The organism is Pseudomonas sp. MF6396 (assembly GCF_002018915.1).
Classification (GTDB): domain Bacteria; phylum Pseudomonadota; class Gammaproteobacteria; order Pseudomonadales; family Pseudomonadaceae; genus Aquipseudomonas; species Aquipseudomonas palmensis.
Genome location: NZ_MVOK01000016.1, coordinates 65654 through 82806 on the forward strand (window position 1 = coordinate 65654; position 17153 = coordinate 82806).

Sequence of the window (17153 nt, forward strand, 5' to 3'; positions counted from 1 at the left end):
CGCCGCGTTTCAGTTTGCGCCTGCCGCCTGAACATTTATCAACTACACAAGGGTTCGCTCAGGCGAACAGTGCTAAAGGGATCTCTATGAACATCAGTATTTTCGGGCTCGGATATGTAGGTGCCGTGTGCGCCGGGTGCCTCTCGGCACGTGGCCACAATGTGGTGGGGGTGGATATCTCCCCGGCCAAGATCGACATGATCAACCAGGGCAAGTCGCCCATCGTCGAGCCGGGGCTCGAGCAGCTGTTGCAACAGGCCGTGCAGCAAGGGCGCCTGTACGGCACCACCGACGTACAACGCGCCGTGCTCGACACCGAACTGTCGCTGCTGTGCGTGGGCACGCCCAGCAAGAAGAACGGCGACCTCGACCTGGTGTACATGGAGGCCGTATGCCGCCAGATCGGCGAAGCCCTGCGCGACAAGGCTGGCCGTCACACCGTGGTGGTGCGCAGCACCGTGCTGCCAGGCACGGTCAACAACGTGGTCATCCCGCTGCTCGAGCAAGCCTCGGGCAAGAAGGCCGGCGTCGATTTCGGCGTGGCGGTCAACCCCGAGTTCCTGCGTGAAAGCACGGCCATCAAGGACTACGACTTCCCGGCCATGACCGTGATCGGCGAACTCGACACCCAGTCGGGCGACATCCTGCAATCGCTGTACGAGGGCCTGGACGCCCCGGTGATCCGCAAGTCGATCGAAGTGGCCGAGATGATCAAGTACACCTGCAACGTGTGGCACGCCACCAAGGTGAGCTTCGCCAACGAGATCGGCAACATCGCCAAGGCCTCCGGGGTGGACGGACGCGAGGTGATGGACGTGGTATGCCAGGACCACAAGCTCAATCTGTCGCGCTACTACCTGCGCCCCGGCTTCGCCTTCGGCGGCTCGTGCCTGCCCAAGGACGTGCGCGCCCTCACCTACCGCGCCGGCCAGCTGGACGTCGAGCACCCGCTGCTGGCCTCGATCATGTCCAGCAACCGCAGCCAGGTGCAGAACGCCTTCGACCTGGTCAGCGGTTTCAACAAGCGCCGTATCGGCCTGCTGGGGCTGAGCTTCAAGGCCGGCAGCGACGACCTGCGCGAAAGCCCGCTGGTGGAGCTGGCCGAAATGCTGATCGGCAAGGGTTACGAGCTGCGCATCTTCGACGCCAACGTCGAGTATGCCCGGGTGTTCGGCGCCAACCGCGACTACATCGAGTCGAAGATCCCGCACGTGTCGTCGCTGCTGTGCAACGACCTCGACCAGGTGATCGACGGCGCCGAGATCATCGTGCTGGGCAACAACGACCCGCGTTTCGCCCAGGCCCTGGAAGGCAATGGCGACAAGCAGATCGTCGACCTGGTCGGTTTCATGCCCAACGCCAGCAACGCCACCCAGGAAGGGATCTGCTGGTAAGGCCACAGGCTCCGTCAAGAGAGCCCAAGGCGTTCGACTCCACGCGTCACCCGACTGTTTACCTGCCTGAGTGCCGCCTCCTTCGGAGCGCCGGCGAACCTCATGTGCGTGAACGGCCGGGTGCGCGCTGCCCGTACCAAGGAGAAACGGCACCATGAAACCACAGCAACAGCGGCCCGAGGGCCGACCCGGCTACCTGCAGGCAGGCGCCAGCTTCTGTGCCTGGGCCTGCCTGTTCGGCCTGGTCGCGCTGGCGTCGCAGATGATCGCGCCGCAGTACCTGGACCCCAGCCACCACACGTTCATCTTCATCATCGGTACCCTGGGCATGTGGCGCTACGGCAATGCCATCGTCCACTACATCCGCGGCATGTACTTCCTGCACTGGAAGTTCCCGCGCATCCGCAAGGCGGTCGAGCGGATGGGCGACGATGCCCTGCCCTCGCACATGTTCATGGTGGTGACCAGCTTTCGCATCCCCACCCACACCACCTTCAAGGTGTACCAGTCGGTATTCCAGGAAGTGCAGCGGCTGAACGTGCCGTGCACGGTGATCGCCTCGATCGTGGAAAAAGGCGACGAGCAGTTCATCAAGACCATCATGCGCAACGAGGTGGTCGATCGCGACGACATCAAGCTGGTGATCGTGCGCGCCCGTGGCACCGGCAAGCGTGACGGCCTGGCCCATGCCTTCCGTGCCCTGTCGCGGCAGATGCCGCTGCAGGACGCGGTGGTCGGCGTGGTCGACGGCGACACCATGATGCTGCCCGGCTGCGTCGAGCGCGCGGTCAAGCTGTTCGCCTACCTGCCCAATGTCGGTGGCCTGACCACCAACGAGTTCTGCGAGGCCGAAGGCAGCCCGCTGATGCGCCAGTGGCACTCGATGCGCTTCGTGCAGCGGCACATCAACATGTGCTCGATGGCCCTGTCGCACCGGGTGCTGACCCTGACCGGCCGGCTGTCGTTCTTTCGCGCCAGCGTGATGACCGACCCCGAATTCATCCGCGACGTGGAAGCCGACTTTCTCGAACACTGGCGCCTGGGCCGCTTCCAGTTTCTCACCGGCGACGACAAGTCTTCGTGGCTGAGCCTGATGCGCGCCGGCTGGGACACCTTCTACGTGCCCGACAGCAACACCCTGACCGTGGAGCATCCACCAGACAACAGCTTCTGGCGCGCCACCCGCCAGCTGATGTTCCGCTGGTACGGCAACTCGCTGCGCCAGAACTTTCGCGCCACCCACCTGCTGGGCCGCGCCCGCCTGGGCCTGTTCACCCTGTACGTGCTGCTCGACCAGCGCGTGTCGATGTGGACCTGCCTGATGGGCCTGACCGCCTCGGTAGTGGCCGGTGTGGTGTTCGGCATCGAGTACCTGCTGGTGTACCTGTTCTGGGTACTGCTCTCGCGCAGCCTGGTGACGGTGCTGTTCCTGTTCGCCGGTCACCCGGTCAGCCCGGTGTACCCGTTCGTTCTCTATTACAACCAGATCGTGGGCTCGCTGATGAAGGTGTACGCACTGTTCCACATGGACCAGCAGAGCTGGACCCGGCAAAAAACCACGCTAAGCAACGGCACTGTCGATTTCGACACGGCCCTGAACCGCTGGTCATCGAAGGCGATGCTGTTTTCATCCATCGCGATTTTCTTCGGTGCCATCTCGGTACTTCTCGAACTCACGCAACGTTAAGGAAAGGCGCCTGCCATGAGTAGCTCGAACATCCCAGCAGCCCCCGGCACCACTGCAGCCAACGTGGTCCACGAGGCCATCGACGAACGCCAGTACGTGCGCACCAAGCTCAATGCCCGGGTCAGGCTCAGCGCCCCCGGCCAGGCGCCCATCGACAGCACCCTGCAGGACATCTCCCTGGGCGGCCTGGGCCTGGTGCACAGCGCCCCGCTGAAGATCGGCAGCCTGTACACCGCCTCGATCCAGCTGCGCCTGAACCAGGTCGACCTGAACATCGACAGCCAGATCAAGATCGTCTCGCAGCGCGGCGCCGAAGTCGGCGCGCAGTTCGTCGACCTCGACGCCCAGAAGCGCGACATCCTGCGCTACATCATCAGCGCCTACCTGTCGGGCGAAATTGCCGACGTCAACGGCCTGTTCAACGTGATGCAGCGCGAGAACTACATCAAGGAGCGCAAGCACAAGTACGCCAGCGCACGCAATGCAGGCGATCGCCTGCGCGCCATCGGCGGCACCCTGCTGTTCACCGCCGCCGGCATCGCCGCGCTGAGCTTCGTGGCCTACAAGAGCTACCTGCTGTTCTTCCGCATTCCGGCCGTGCAGGCCCAGGTCAGTGCCGATGCGCAGATCATCAGCATGCCCGACAACGGCTACGTGAAGTTCCTGCTGCAGCCTGGGCAGAGCGAGGTCAAGGCCGGCGAGCCGCTGGCCAACATCTCCACCCAGCTGGCCACCAGCTTCACCAGCCCGGCCGACATGAAGGCGCTGGCCGACCTCGCGCCCGGCGACCTGCAGACCCTGCTGGGGCGCGCCACCATCGAGACCGTGATCAACAGCCCGTGCGACTGCCAGGTGTACTTCCCCAGCACGCCCATGAACGGCTACGGCTACAAGCAGGCGCCGCTGCTGCACCTGCTGCCCAAGGACCAGCCGCTGTACGTCAGCGCCAACGTGCCGTTCGACAAGCTGAGCGACATCAGCCGGGTCAGATCCGTGGACCTGCAGGTGTTCGGCCTGGACGAACGCTTCGGCGGCACCGTGGTGGACTCGCGGGTCGACGCACTGAACAAGAACCTCGCCCTGACCATCCGGCCGGACCGTCCGCTGCCACTGGCGGCCTACCAGAAACCGGTGGCGGTGGACCTGTACCTGGGCCTGCCGGCCTTGCCGTCGCTGTCGCGCTGAAGGGCCCCCAGATGAAACCGATGACGCCCGCCTGGCTGCTGTTCACTGCCCTCGCCTGCACCGGCCCTGCCCTTGCCGGGCAAAGCCTGGAGCAGATCCGCTACGCGCTGTACAAGGACCCGCAAGCCGATGTGAGCGCCGATTTGCGCGTGCTCGCCGAGCGCGGTGACCTGGCGTCCAAGCAGTTGCTGGGCGATGTGCTGGCCAGCAGCGACAGCGCCAACCGCCAGGAGGCGATCCGCCTGTACCAGGAAGCGTTTGCCGAGGGTCGCGGCCTGGTGCCGGCGCTGGCCTCGCTGGCCCGCCTGCTTGACCGCAGCCCCGGCCTGCGCCAGCAGCAGCGCGCCTGGGTGGCCCAGGCGCTGACCCGCTACCCGGCCACCCTGGACCCGCGCAACACCAATGCCACGCTGGAAGTGTTCCTGACCTACCCGGACCTGGTGCCCACCGCCGAGGCCGCGCAGCTGCTGGCGCTGTACGAGCAGTCCTGCCTGCTCGACTGCCACCCCGAGCTGTACCGCGCGGTGGTCGCCGAGCGCCAGGGCGACCGCGCCGCTGCCGAGCACTGGTACCAGCAGGCGGTACGCGTCGACCCGCGTGGCGTCGACCGCTACTACGCCTTCCTCGGCGAGCGCCAGGACACCGCGTTCCCCGCCTTCGCCCGCACCCTGGAGCCCCGGATGGCGCAGTTGCCGGTGGAGATCGTGCACCGTATCGGCTCGTTGCTCGACACCATCAGCACCGTGCAGCGTGCCGACCAGCAGGCCGAACAGGATGAGCAGCTGGGCAACGCCATGGGTGCCCCAAGGCCCGCGCCCACCCCCGAACAGCAGGCCCGTGCAAAGGCCCTGGCCGATGAATGGGCGGCCGCCATGGCCGAGGTCCAGCGCTGGTTCGACAACGCCGCGCAGCGCGGTTTCGTGCCGGCGCTGGTGTCCAAGGCCAACTTCATGATCTCCAACCCCACCGAGCACAACGCCGACCAGGTACAGGCGCTGATTGCCCAGGTGCAGGCCAAGGACCCGACCCGGGCCAAGGCGCTCAATGCCTCGCTGTACATGGTCACCAACTGGCTGACCCTGGACCCGCAAAAGGCCCAGGTGCTGATCGACGAACTGATCGCCAGCAACTTTCGCGACGCGCACCTGCTGCTGGCCGACCTGTACAGCAAGGGCGGCCTCGACCAGCCCGACCAGGAGCGTGCCCTGGCGATCTACCAGGAACAGGCCGAGCGCGGCGCCACTGCCGCCTGGTACCGCATGGCCACCATCTACGCGAGCGGCCGCGCCATCTGCCACGACCCGGTCAAGGCCTACACCTACGCGCGCCTTGCCCTGGACCTGGGCGAGCGCCGCGCCCGCGGGCTGCTCAAGCGCCTGGACAAAACCCTGAAAACGGCTGACATCGAGCGCGCCATGGCGGCACGCAATGACCTGCTCAAGGAGACCACCCTGTGAAAGCGCATCCGTCCCTGTTTGGCGCCCTGCTCATGCTCGCGCCGCTGTACACCGCGTTCGCCGCCGAAGAAATCACCGGCCCCGAGGCCGACAGCAGCGAGCCGGTGCGGGTAGACGCCGACGCCAGCACGCCGGTGATCACCTCCGAATTCTTCAACAAGCTCACCGTGCAGACCGGCTACGGCCCCGAAGATTCCCAGGTGGGGCGCAGCCGCGAGAGCTTCTACAGCCTGCGCTACGAACCCTCGTTCGCCTGGTACTCACCGGAAAAACGCTGGGCCAAGTGGATGGTCTACGGTCGCCTGTGGCTCAACTACGACTCCAGCCAGACGGCCAACAGCCAGAACGAAAGCACCAACGCCTTCGACCGCGAGCAGCCCGAAGGCTGGTACGCCGAGCTGCGCGAGCTGTACGTCAAGCGCAACCTGCTGGGCGACGACCCACGCTTCTCGCTGTCGGCCGGACGCCAGCGCTTTGCCGACGACTACGGCATCTGGTGGGACGACAGCATCGAATCGCTGCGTTTCGATTACAAGGACACCTTCGCCAAGGGCTTCTTCGCCGTGGCGCAGAAGTTCTACAACTACAACAGCGACGTCAACCGCCTGGCCGACAGCGAAGAACGCACCACCTACCTGATGGGCGAGTACGCCTACCGCTGGAGCGAGAACAACTGGGCCGGCACGCGCGTGATGTACGAAGACGACCACAGCGGGCACGACCCGCGTGACCGCTACGACTTCACCGGCATGCGCTACGGGCTGTTCTTCAAGGCCGACAACCTGCAGGTCAGCCCGTTGTTCAGCGACTACCACCTGGAGCTGGCCGCACTCGACGGCAAGGTCGACAACACCGACGGCAACGGCCTGACCACCACCGGCCACAACGCCAGCGGCTGGGCGGCGCTGGGCGAGATCGGCAAACGCTTCGACGAACTGCCCTGGACCCCGCGCCTGGCCTTGCGCGGCGGGCTGACCGACAAGCCAAGCAACGAGAACGACGGCTTTCGTCTCAACACCATCCAGTCCGACCGCATCACCCGCCAGGGCTCCTACAGCACCCGCCTGGCCAGCTCGTTCGTCAGCCTCGACCTGCGCAACCTGAGCTACTACGGCTTTGCCGTGGAAACCCGGCCCACGCCGCGCAGCGCCCTGGATTTTCGCCTCACCGAACTCAAGCTGCGCGATGCCAGTGGCACCCTGCCGATCCGCGTCGACGGCGACCAGCGCAGCGCGCGCAACCAGGCCATCGCCCAGGGCAGCAACGGCAACGGCAAGCACGTGGGGCAGATGCTCGACCTCAACTACTACTGGAAGATGTTTCCGGTCGCCCTCGACGGCAAGCACCTGGACGTCAACACCCTGGTCAGCGCCAGCTACCTCAATGCCGGCAACGCGCTGGATACCGGTGACGACTACCAGCTGACGGTCGGCGTCGTGATCAGTTACTAAGGGCGGGCCCCGCGATGATTTTCGCCTCAAACGTGTTCCTGTTCCTCTACCTGCCGCTGTTCCTGGCGGTGTACTTCCTGGCGCGTGCGCCGTGGCGCTCCACGGTGATCGTCGCCGCCAGCTACATCTTCTATGCCTGGTGGCGCCCGGACTTCCTGCTGCTGTTCGTCGGCATCACCTACTGGAACTACTGGTTCGGCCTGCGCATCAAGGCGCGCCTGGACGCCGGCGACAAGCGCTGGGCGTTCCGCCTGCTGTGGATCGGCATCATCGGCAACCTGTCGACCCTGGGCTATTTCAAGTACGCCAACTTCGGCGCCGAGGTGCTGGGCACACTGCTGGCGCCGCTGGGCATCAACACCTTCACCCTGGAGACGATCTTCCTGCCGCTGGGCATCTCGTTCTACGTGTTCCATGCCCTGAGCTATATCGTCGACATCTACCGCAAGGACGCCACGCCCACCAACAACTTCATCGACTTCGCCGCATTCGTCGCGCTGTTCCCGCACCTGGTGGCCGGCCCGATCCTGCGCTACAGCCAACTGGCCCCGCAGCTGCGCCAGCGTACCCACTCGCTGGAGATGTTCTCGCTGGGGGTATGCCGGTTCATGCTCGGTTTCATCATGAAGGTGCTGATCGCCGACCAGCTGGCGCCGATCAACGTGCTGTTCATCAGCGAGGGCAGCCTGCAGCTGAGCGATGCCTGGTTCGGCCTGGTGGTGTCGACCCTGCAGCTGTACTTCGACTTCGCCGGCTACAGCCACATGGCCCTGGGCCTGGCGCTGATGATGGGTTTTCGCTTCCCGGAGAACTTCAACCAGCCCTACGTCTCGCAGAGCATCACCGAGTTCTGGAGCCGCTGGCACATGACCCTGGCGCACTTTCTGCGCGACTACGTGTACATGCCGCTGGTGCGCAAGCGCATCGCCGGGGCCATGCCGGCGCTGGTGTACACCATGCTGCTGTCGGGGCTGTGGCACGGCGCAAGCTTCGCCTTCATCTGCTGGGGGCTGTTCTTCGGCCTGGGCATGGTGATCGAGCGCAAGTTCAACCTGGCCACCAAGGTCACCACGCCCTACCGCCTGGGGCGCAACCTGCGCACCGGGTTGCTGATCATCCTGAGCATGCCGCTGTTCTTCACCAACGACCTGCGCCACAGCCTGGACATCTACCAGGCGCTGTTCGGCTTCAACGGCCTGGGCTCGCTGGAGCTCTACGTGCTGGGCGCCTCGAAGATGGCCATGTCGTTCGTGGCGGTGGCGCTGTGCTGGCTGATCCTGGCCGGCAGCAACAACGTGCGCTACTACGCCGGCAACAAGCAGCACTTCTTCATGGCCCATGTCGGCGGGCTCAAGGCCGTGCTGCTGTGGGCCGGCTTCGCGCTGGCGCTGAGCAGCCTGGCTGCGCACTCGTTCTCCCCCTTCCTCTACTTCCAGTTCTAGGAGACTGTCATGTACCCGGTGATGAACTCGGCAAGCAAGGTCAACGGCATTCTGTTCTGCCTGGTGCTGGCGGGGATGTTCGTCTACTCCCTGCCGCCGGTTTTCAGTTTCGCGAAAAACCAGAGTGACGCCTGGAACCTGTTCGTCGACGGCAAGCTGCTGCGCAAGTTCGAGCAGGCCTACGACAAGCGCTTCTTCCTGCGTGAGCCCTCGGTGCAGCTGTGGGCCGACGCGCAGTACCTGCTGTTCAGGGAGGGCACCAAGGGCGTGGTACTGGGCAAGGACGGCTGGCTCTATACCTCCCAGGAATACCGTGTGCCCAATGACCTGGAGGCCAACCTGCAAGGCCAGCTGGCACAGATCGACGCCGTGCAGGCGCAACTGGCGCAGCACGGCAAGCGCCTGGTGCTGCTGCCGTTGCCGATGAAGCTGGACATCTATGCCGCGCATGCCGAGCACCCGTTCGATCCGCGCGCCATCAGCCTGTACGACCGCTTCGTGGCGCAGCTGCAGGCACGCAACGTCACGGTGACGCCGCTGCGCTCGGCGTTTCTGGACAACCTCGGCGGCCCACCGCTGTTTCTCAAGTCCGACACCCACTGGAGCCCCGATGGCGCACGCCTGGCCGCCTTCGAACTGGCGCGCCAGCACCCGGAGCTGCTGGGCCAGGAGCGCTATGTGTCGCACCAGGTCGCGCAAAAGACCGTCAAGGGCGACCTGATGAACTACATCCAGTTCGACCAGAGCCGGCTGATGCCGGACTTTGGCGCCAACCAGATCGCCGTGTACGAAACCCTGAAGGCCGAACAGAGCAGCGATGAGCTGTTCGCCGACCAGGCCCAAAGCCTGCTGCTGGTAGGTACCAGCTACAGCAAGATCGACGACTGGAACTTCGTCGGTTTTCTCAAGGAAGCCCTCAACCGTGACCTGCTGAGCATTGCCGTGGAGGCCCGCGGGCCGTTCGAGGCAATGAACCAGTTTCTGGCCAGCGATGAGCTGGGCAACCCTGACATCGACACCGTGGTCTGGGAATTCCCGCTGCGCACCCTGCTGGCCCATCGGGTCAGCGGCCAGCGTCAGATGAACCAGACCCAACACTTCTAAGGAGATACACCATGACCCGTTCGCCACGCCAACTGCTCGCCGCCACCGCCCTGCTGCTGGTCAGCACCGCCAGCCTCGCCAACGACGGCAATGCCGACCTCTACGATGCCGTGGCCCCGGCCGACTCGGCCTTCGTGCGCGTGCTCAACCTGAGCGATCGCAGCATCGACGTGACCCTGAGCGGCAAGGTCAACCCACAGAAGGTCGCCCCCGGCCAGCTCAGCGGCTACCGCTTCACCCCTGCCGGCAGCCACAAGATCGCGGTCGACAAGCAGGCCATCGAGCCGCAGCTCAAGGCCAACGCCGCCAGCACCGTGGTGTATGACGGCAAGGGCCTGACCCTGATCGCCGACAAATACGTCAACGAACCGAAAAAGGCCCAGATCGCCTTCTACAACCTGACCCCCGCGCAGGCCGCCCTCAAGACCTCCGACGGCAAGACCTCGGTCATCGACCCGCTGGGCAAGGACCAGACCGGCAGCCGCCTGGTCAACGAAATCAAGATCGGCTTCGCCGCCTATGTCGATCAGCGCAACGTCGCCCAGTTCGACGACCTGTTCCTCAAGAAAGGCCGCTCGTACAGCTACGTGCTGCTGCCCGCCGCCAATGGCTACAAGAGCATCAGCGTGGCCAACAGCATCGACCCCACGCTGTAACCGCAGGCTGGCCTTGAACACAGGATGATGAACCGCGCATGAAGATCCTTACCTCCCTCGGCCTGATGGCCGTACTCGCTGCCGCCAGCCAGGCCGGCCAGGCCGCCGAGGCGCCCAGCACCGGCTGCACCAGCCTTGAGTGCATGGTCTGCCCGGCCCTGAGCGATCCGCAGAAATACGCCGAAGGGCGGATGAAACTGATGCGCGAGATCGTCCCGGGCAAGGACCGCTGGCTGTTCCGTTCGGCCGTCGACCTGACCAACGACTTCGGCATCCCCGCGCCCATGCGCCCGGAGTTCGCGCGCCTGATGGCCGCGTTCCGCCAGCAGGGTATCCACGTGGCCATGGCCGTGCAGCCCACCCGTGGGCTGATGCACCGCGACAAGCTCTACCCCGGGCAGTTGCACGGGTTCGACTTCGAGCGCGCCAGCAACAACCTGGCCAGCTACCTGCAGCAGCTGCGCAGCGGCGGCGCGGTGGTGCCCGACCTGATGCAACTGGTGCGCACCCCGCCGGCGGGCGAGTACTTCTTTCGCCGCGACCACCACTGGACCCCCAGCGGTGCCGAGGCCACCGCACGCCTGGTGGCCGATGAGGTGCGCCGCCAGCCGTTCTATGCCGACCTGACCAAGAAGCATTACCGCACCGAGCCCGGCGTGATGGTACCCAAGGACGGCACCATGAACCTGGCGATGAGCAGCATCTGCGGCAACAACTACGGCTTCCAGTACGTGCGCGGCTACCAGACCATCCCGGTGGCCGACGATGCCGACGCACTGTTCGACGAAGCCCCCGACCCGCAGGTGATCCTGGTGGGCGACAGTAACGCCGCAGCCCGTGAGGACGAGAGCAAGCAGTTCAACTTCGACGGCTACCTCAAGCAGTACCTGGATGTCGACATCCTCAACTACGCCCTGCCCGGCGTTGGCCAGGACGGCTCGCTGCTCGAATACCTGCTGTCCGAGAACTACAAGCCCGACGCACCGCCCAGACTGATCATCTGGGAGCTGCCGGCCAACTACCAGCTGGAGTCCGACCAGATGTACCGCCAGCTGATTCCGGCGGTCAAGGGCGGTTGCAGCACCTCCACACCGGTGCTGGGCAACCGCCTGCAGCGCCCGGCGCTGCGCGTCAACGACCGCATCGAACTGCTGAGCAACGCCGGCGAAAGTCGCAAGGCACTGGGCAGCGGCCAGGGCTTTCTGGACATCCGCATCAGCGACAAGAACGTCAAGGACTTCTACGTGATCGTGTATTACGACAACGGTGCCCGCGACAAGGTGTGGTTTCGCCGCGAGGCGGCCGTCAGCGGTGGCCAGTACTACCTGGAGCTGAGCAAGGCCAAGGAGTTCGCCGGGGCCAACCTGCTCTCGGTGTTCCTCGAGCCGACCAAGCCGAGCCAGGCCGCCACCCAGGTGGAAACCCGTCTATGCCTCTGAAGCCCTGGCTGGTCGCCACCCTGGGCCTGTGCGCCGGGTTGCAGCTGGGCAGCAGCCTGGCCGCGCAATCGATCTGGCCGGCGCGGGCCACCGCCCAGTCGGCGATGATCGCCGACTACCGCACCCTGCAGTGCAGCAAACAGCCGCCGCCACCGTACACCGCCAGCCTGCGCATGCAGAGCAAGTACGACCAGCGCGATGCCAGCAAGTCGACCCTGCGCAGCCGCCCCGATGCCGACACCGAGGCGGCGAGCAAGCAGGTCAAGCAGTTCATCGCCGGGCTGATCTTCGCCAGCAAGCGCTTCCAGCGCGCCAAGACCCCGCAGCAGGCCAACATGGCCCTGGCCTGCCAGGACCAGTGGCTGGAGCACTGGGCGCAGGCCGGTGCCCTGCTCAACCCGGATGCCAGCAGCACCGGCATGGCGGCGCGCAAGTGGGCGGTGGCGGCCATGGCCTCGACGCTGCTGCTGACTCAGGCCGCCAGCAACGGCCAGGTGCAGCTGTCGCCGGCCCAGACGCGCTGGTTCGAACAGCTCGGCGAACTGATCATCCGCGAGTACCAGCCACGCCAGGCCGCCAGCTTCACCTGGTTCAACAACCACGACTACTGGGCCGCCTGGGCCGTGGCCGCCGGCGGCATGCTGGTGCAGCGCGACGACTTCATCCGCTGGGCCGACGGCAATCTGCGTCGCGGCCTGCAGCAGGCGGTGCGCAGCGGGGACGGCAGCTATGCCTACCTGCCGCTGGAAGTGGCGCGGGCCCGGCTTGCCGCCACCTACAGCCAGTACGCGCTGGTGCCGCTGGTGCTGCTGGCCGAGTCGGCGCGGGCCAATGGCCTGCCCTGGAGCGAACACGACCAGCAGACCCTGGAGCTGCTGGGCAACTTCGCCGCACGCACGGTGCTCGACCCCGGCCCGCTGCCCGAACTGATGGGCCAGGCCCAGACCGAGGTAGCCCCCTACAAGCTGGCCTGGCTGATCCCGTTCCTGTACCGCGCGCCCAACAACCGCCTGGCCCGCCAGCTGTACGAAAGCGAGGACGGCAACGTCGACAACTACAGTCAGATCGGCGGCCCGCTCAAGCCCTTCTACCCCCCTTTGCCGTAAACCAAGGACGAATCGCCATGGCCCAGCCTGCCCGCATTTTCCGCTTTACCCGACTGGCCGGCCTGCTGCTGGCCGGCCTCGCCGGCGTGGCCCACGCCGCCCCCCAGGGCCTGCCGATGCAGCAGGCACTGCGCGTGGTCAGCCCCAACGACTACCAGGCGCAGGTGCAACAGGTGCAGGCCAGCACCCGCGAAGCGGTGAGCTTCACCCTGCAGGAACGCCCGCGCCCCGGCGGGCGTGCCACTGTCAGCCTGCAACCGATGTTCTCGGCCCAGGGCGGCAGCTGGCCGTTCGAGCCGTTCGTCAACAACGGCCTGTTCCGCGCCGTGGCCGGCTACCAGGCGCACCACCCGCAGGCGGTGCTGATCCAGGGTGGCAGCATCACCCTGGCGCAGTTGGCCGACACCCTGAACAACCCGCAGGTACTCAAGCGCTACAAGGACGGCTACCTGCTCAGCTACCCGCTGATGATCGCCGCCGATGGCGGGCTGGTGCTGGAGGGCACCAGCCTGTACCTCTACAGCTATTCGGGCACGGCCCTGATCAACCAGGGCTGGCTGAGCCTGAACCAGTCACGCCTGGAAAGCGTGGCCGGCGACAAGGCCAGCAACACCGAGCGCGCCTGGCGACCGTTCGTGGTGGCCTGGGCCGGCAGCCATACCCAGCTGATCGGCGCCACCCTCAACCGCCTGGGCTACAACGCCAACCTGTCGCGGGGCCTGACCACTGCCCTGAGCAGCCAGCAATCGCCGGCCACCCGGCCGGCCAGCGTGCTGATACGCGACAGCCAGTTCAGCGAGCTGTCGGCGGTGGAGCTGCAGCACAGCCGTGGGGTGATCGAGGGCAGCCGCTTCGAAAGTGCCCAGCAGTATGGCGTGGACGTGCGCGACAGCCAGATGCGCATGGCGCACAACCAGATTCGCGGGGTCGACAACAACAGCGGCATCCGCCTGCGCGGGCAGACCCGCGCCTGGCTCGACGACAACCTGATCCTGGGCACGCACAAGGCCGCCATCGAGGTCAGCGACCAGCAAGGCGCCCTGCTGCTGAGCGGCAACCGCATCGGCGCCAGCCGCGGCAACGGCGTGCTGCTGCGCAACCTCAAGGGCGAGATGCCGGTGCTGATCGAAGGCAACTTCATCGGCAACAGCCAGGGCAGCGCGGTGGACGCCAGCGACGTGGCTGGCGCGGTCATGCTGGAAAACCACATCGGCAACACCCCCGAGTACGCCATCAGCCTGCGCAACACCCAGCCGCTGGCCGGGCCGCTGATTCTGGGCGGCAACACCCTGGGCCGGGTGGGCAAGGCGGTGGTTCGGGTGGAAGGCATGGACCAGGTGCTGCTGGGCAGCAACCGTTTCGAGGGCAAGCCATTGCTGCAGAACCTGCTGATCGGCGACCTGCTGCCGGTGCAGGGCCCCTTGCTCGACGCCACCGTGCGCCAGGGCTGCGTGGTGCAGGTACGCCGGGTGGCCGCCGGTACCCCGCAGCCGGGGCTGACCTGCGTGCAGAGTGCTAGCCGATAACCCGCTGCATGCGCACGAAGCATTCGTCCTCACCCTGCGCGACGAAGCCGTGGCGCAGGTACAGGGCCTGGGCCGGATTGCTCTTGAACACGGTCAGGCGCAGCAGCGGCAGATGGCGCCTGCCGGCCCATTCGGCCAGTTGCTCCAGCACCCAGCCACCGATACCCTTGCCGCGGGCGGCCTCGACCAGGTGCAGTTCGCGGATGTACAGCGCACGGCTGTCCTGGCTGAGGCTGCAGAAGCCCAGGGGCTGTCCGGCGTCGACAATCAGCCATTGCTCGCGCCAGCCCCAGGCCTGGTCGAAGGCTTCCTCCAGCCAGAGCAGATCGAATTCGCGGTAGTACGCCAGCATGGCGCGGCGCGTGAGGTCGCGGGCGAAGGTTCGGTGCAGGTCGGTGGCGGGGGTCAGGGTTGGGGTCATTTGGGTGCCCGTCAGGGGATTTTCGGCGCGGCCATCGCAGGTCAAGCCCGCTGCCACAGGTAAGGCGGGGGCCTTGTGGGAGCGGGCTTGACCCGCGATGGCCGTAACGCAGATTCAGAGAGTCACACTTTAGGCCCCAGCTCATCGGCATAGCAAACCGGCGAACTCCCGGGCCCCTGGCGATCCAGCTCATCCTCCAGCCACTGGGCCAGCACCCGCGCATTGTTGTGCTGTTCATCCTTGAACGCGTACACCAGGGTCAGGGTGCCGCCACGGGCCTTGTCCAGCAGCCCCCACCAATGCTGCGGCCGGTCGGCCAGCTCCTGGCGATACCGCTGGCAGAACCCGTCGTAGTCCACCTCACCGCGGTGAAAGGCCTGGCGCAACGCCGACGACGGCGCCACCTCCGGTAGCCAGGCACTCAGGTGCAACTGATCCTTGCGCCGGTTGCGCGGCCACATCCGATCCACCAGCACCCGCTCGCCATCCTGCGGCGCAGGCGCCTCATAGGCCCGTTTGCACTGAATCATCGGCACGTTCCTCCCACTGCCTGGGTACAAGCGTAGCTGGGCAACCCGCGTTTTTGTTGATCGAAGTCACTATGCCATCACTCAGGGTTTTTATCCTTGATGCGCCAGGCACGACTTCCACCCTACCGGACCCGTCTAATGACAACCCCGATCAGCACCACCCTTGACTCCGCGGGTGGCCGCCCCTCCCTTGCACAACTGGCCACCCGCCCCGGCCGCGCCTCCGTCACCCTGTTCGTCTGCCTGTTGCTGGGGGGCCTGGTGTACACCGCCTGGAGCCTGTTCCGCGACATCGATGCCGCCGGTACCGTGGTCACCACCTGGACGCCCTTCCTGCTACTGGGCCTGGCACTGCTGATTGCCCTGGGTTTCGAATTCGTCAACGGTTTCCACGACACCGCCAACGCCGTGGCCACCGTGATCTACACCAACTCGCTGCCGGCGCAGTTCGCCGTGGTGTGGTCGGGGTGCTGGAATTTCATCGGGGTGCTGCTGTCCAGCGGCGCGGTGGCCTTCGGCATCATTGCCCTGCTGCCGGTGGAGCTGATCCTGCAGGTGGGTTCGGCCACCGGCTTTGCCATGGTCTTCGCCCTGCTGCTGGCCGCGATCATCTGGAACCTGGGCACCTGGTGGCTGGGGCTGCCGGCCTCCTCCTCGCACACCCTGATCGGCTCGATCATCGGCGTGGGCGTGGCCAATGCGCTGATGAACGGGCGCGACGGCACCAGCGGCGTGGACTGGACCCAGGCCAGCAAGGTGGGCTACGCGCTGCTGTTCTCGCCCCTGGTGGGCTTTGCCTGTGCGGCGCTGCTGCTGGTGGGCCTGCGCATGCTGGTCAAGCGCCGCGAGCTGTACCAGGCGCCGGTCGGCGACGCCCCGCCGCCCTGGTGGATTCGCGGCCTGCTGATCGCCACCTGCACCGGGGTGTCGTTCGCCCACGGCTCCAACGACGGGCAGAAGGGCATGGGCCTGATCATGCTGATTCTGGTGGGTACCCTGCCGATGGCCTACGCGCTTAACCGCACCATGCCGGCCGACCAGTCGCTGCAGTTTGCCGCCGTGGCCCAGGCCACCCAGCAGCAGTTGCTCGGCCAGTCGGCGCAGCCTCATGTCGGCGACCCGCGCGCCACCCTCACCCTGTACCTGCGCGAGCGGCAACCGAGCGCCGAGCTGGTACCGGCCCTGGCGGCACTGGCCGGCCTGATCGGCGCGGAAGTCGCAGGCTACGGCTCGCTGACCCACGTACCGGCCGAGGCCATGGCCAACGTGCGCAACGACATGTACCTGACCAGCGAAGCCATCCGCCTGATGCAAAAGCACCAGCACGGCGGGCTCGACGCGGCCGCCACCGCGCAGGTGCAGTTGTTCAAGAGCCGCATCGACGACGCCACCCGGTTCATTCCGTTGTGGGTCAAGGTGGCGGTGGCGATTGCCCTGGGGCTGGGCACGATGGTCGGCTGGCGGCGCATCGTGGTCACGGTGGGCGAAAAGATCGGCAAGACCCACCTCACCTACGCCCAGGGGGCTTCGGCGGAGCTGGTGGCGATGTGCACCATCGGTGCGGCGGACATGTACGGGCTGCCGGTGTCGACCACCCACGTGCTGTCGTCCGGGGTGGCCGGCACCATGGTGGCCAACGGTTCGGGCCTGCAATTGCGCACCATCGCCAACCTGGCGATGGCCTGGGTACTGACCCTGCCCGCAGCGATCATGCTGTCGGGCGGGCTGTACTGGCTGCTGACCCGGCTGCTGTAG

General features: G+C 66.1%; 14 protein-coding genes. 12 read left to right on the forward strand and 2 right to left on the reverse strand.

Annotation, left to right across the window (positions count from 1 at the left end; all coding sequences use genetic code 11):
- The first annotated feature begins 86 nt into the window (after positions 1 to 86).
- From MF6396_RS17115 to MF6396_RS17165, 11 genes are all read left to right on the forward strand, one after another.
- Positions 87 to 1394, forward strand: coding sequence for a nucleotide sugar dehydrogenase (locus MF6396_RS17115; protein ID WP_043860264.1), 1308 nt, complete (start codon positions 87 to 89; stop codon positions 1392 to 1394).
- A gap of 154 nt (positions 1395 to 1548) precedes the next feature.
- Positions 1549 to 3081, forward strand: a complete 1533-nt coding sequence (locus tag MF6396_RS17120; protein WP_177346331.1) for a glycosyltransferase — start codon at positions 1549 to 1551, stop codon at positions 3079 to 3081.
- Between the two features lie 15 nt (positions 3082 to 3096).
- Complete coding sequence (locus MF6396_RS17125) at positions 3097 to 4266, forward strand: PilZ domain-containing protein (protein ID WP_054916489.1); 1170 nt, start codon at positions 3097 to 3099, stop codon at positions 4264 to 4266.
- 11 nt (positions 4267 to 4277) lie between these two features.
- Complete coding sequence (locus MF6396_RS17130; RefSeq protein ID WP_052504205.1) at positions 4278 to 5723, forward strand: sel1 repeat family protein; 1446 nt, start codon at positions 4278 to 4280, stop codon at positions 5721 to 5723.
- Positions 5720 to 7174, forward strand: a complete 1455-nt coding sequence (locus MF6396_RS17135; RefSeq protein WP_078481061.1) for an ion channel protein AlgE — start codon at positions 5720 to 5722, stop codon at positions 7172 to 7174. Before MF6396_RS17130 ends, MF6396_RS17135 begins: the two co-directional genes overlap by 4 nt.
- A gap of 14 nt (positions 7175 to 7188) precedes the next feature.
- Positions 7189 to 8616, forward strand: a complete 1428-nt coding sequence (locus MF6396_RS17140; RefSeq protein WP_078481063.1) for an MBOAT family O-acyltransferase — start codon at positions 7189 to 7191, stop codon at positions 8614 to 8616.
- Positions 8617 to 8625: 9 nt separating this feature from the next.
- Complete coding sequence (locus tag MF6396_RS17145) at positions 8626 to 9720, forward strand: alginate O-acetyltransferase (protein WP_043860259.1); 1095 nt, start codon at positions 8626 to 8628, stop codon at positions 9718 to 9720.
- Between the two features lie 11 nt (positions 9721 to 9731).
- Positions 9732 to 10376 carry an alginate O-acetyltransferase AlgF gene (locus tag MF6396_RS17150; protein ID WP_043860258.1) on the forward strand — a complete coding sequence of 215 codons (645 nt, stop codon included), beginning with the start codon at positions 9732 to 9734 and terminating at the stop codon, positions 10374 to 10376.
- A 38-nt stretch (positions 10377 to 10414) separates the two neighbouring features.
- A complete protein-coding gene (locus MF6396_RS17155; protein WP_058540405.1) occupies positions 10415 to 11815 on the forward strand; it encodes an alginate O-acetyltransferase AlgX-related protein in 1401 nt (466 codons plus the stop codon).
- Complete coding sequence (locus MF6396_RS17160; RefSeq protein ID WP_078481064.1) at positions 11806 to 12921, forward strand: polysaccharide lyase; 1116 nt, start codon at positions 11806 to 11808, stop codon at positions 12919 to 12921. The genes MF6396_RS17155 and MF6396_RS17160 overlap by 10 nt, the downstream gene beginning before the upstream one ends.
- A 17-nt stretch (positions 12922 to 12938) precedes the next feature.
- Complete coding sequence (locus MF6396_RS17165; protein ID WP_078481066.1) at positions 12939 to 14447, forward strand: right-handed parallel beta-helix repeat-containing protein; 1509 nt, start codon at positions 12939 to 12941, stop codon at positions 14445 to 14447.
- Here the strand turns inward: MF6396_RS17165 and MF6396_RS17170 are convergent.
- Together MF6396_RS17170 and MF6396_RS17175 are read right to left on the reverse strand one after the other, a co-directional pair.
- Positions 14437 to 14868, reverse strand: a complete 432-nt coding sequence (locus MF6396_RS17170) for a GNAT family N-acetyltransferase (protein ID WP_054916520.1) — start codon at positions 14866 to 14868, stop codon at positions 14437 to 14439. The two genes, MF6396_RS17165 and MF6396_RS17170, sit on opposite strands and share 11 nt — an antisense overlap.
- 122 nt (positions 14869 to 14990) lie before the next feature.
- A complete protein-coding gene (locus tag MF6396_RS17175) occupies positions 14991 to 15398 on the reverse strand; it encodes a DUF488 domain-containing protein (protein WP_054916493.1) in 408 nt (135 codons plus the stop codon).
- A gap of 138 nt (positions 15399 to 15536) precedes the next feature.
- Here MF6396_RS17175 and MF6396_RS17180 point away from each other — a divergent pair, with 138 nt between their 5' ends.
- The gene (locus MF6396_RS17180) at positions 15537 to 17153 is read left to right on the forward strand and encodes an inorganic phosphate transporter (protein ID WP_078481067.1); all 1617 of its coding nucleotides are present in this window, start codon (positions 15537 to 15539) and stop codon (positions 17151 to 17153) included.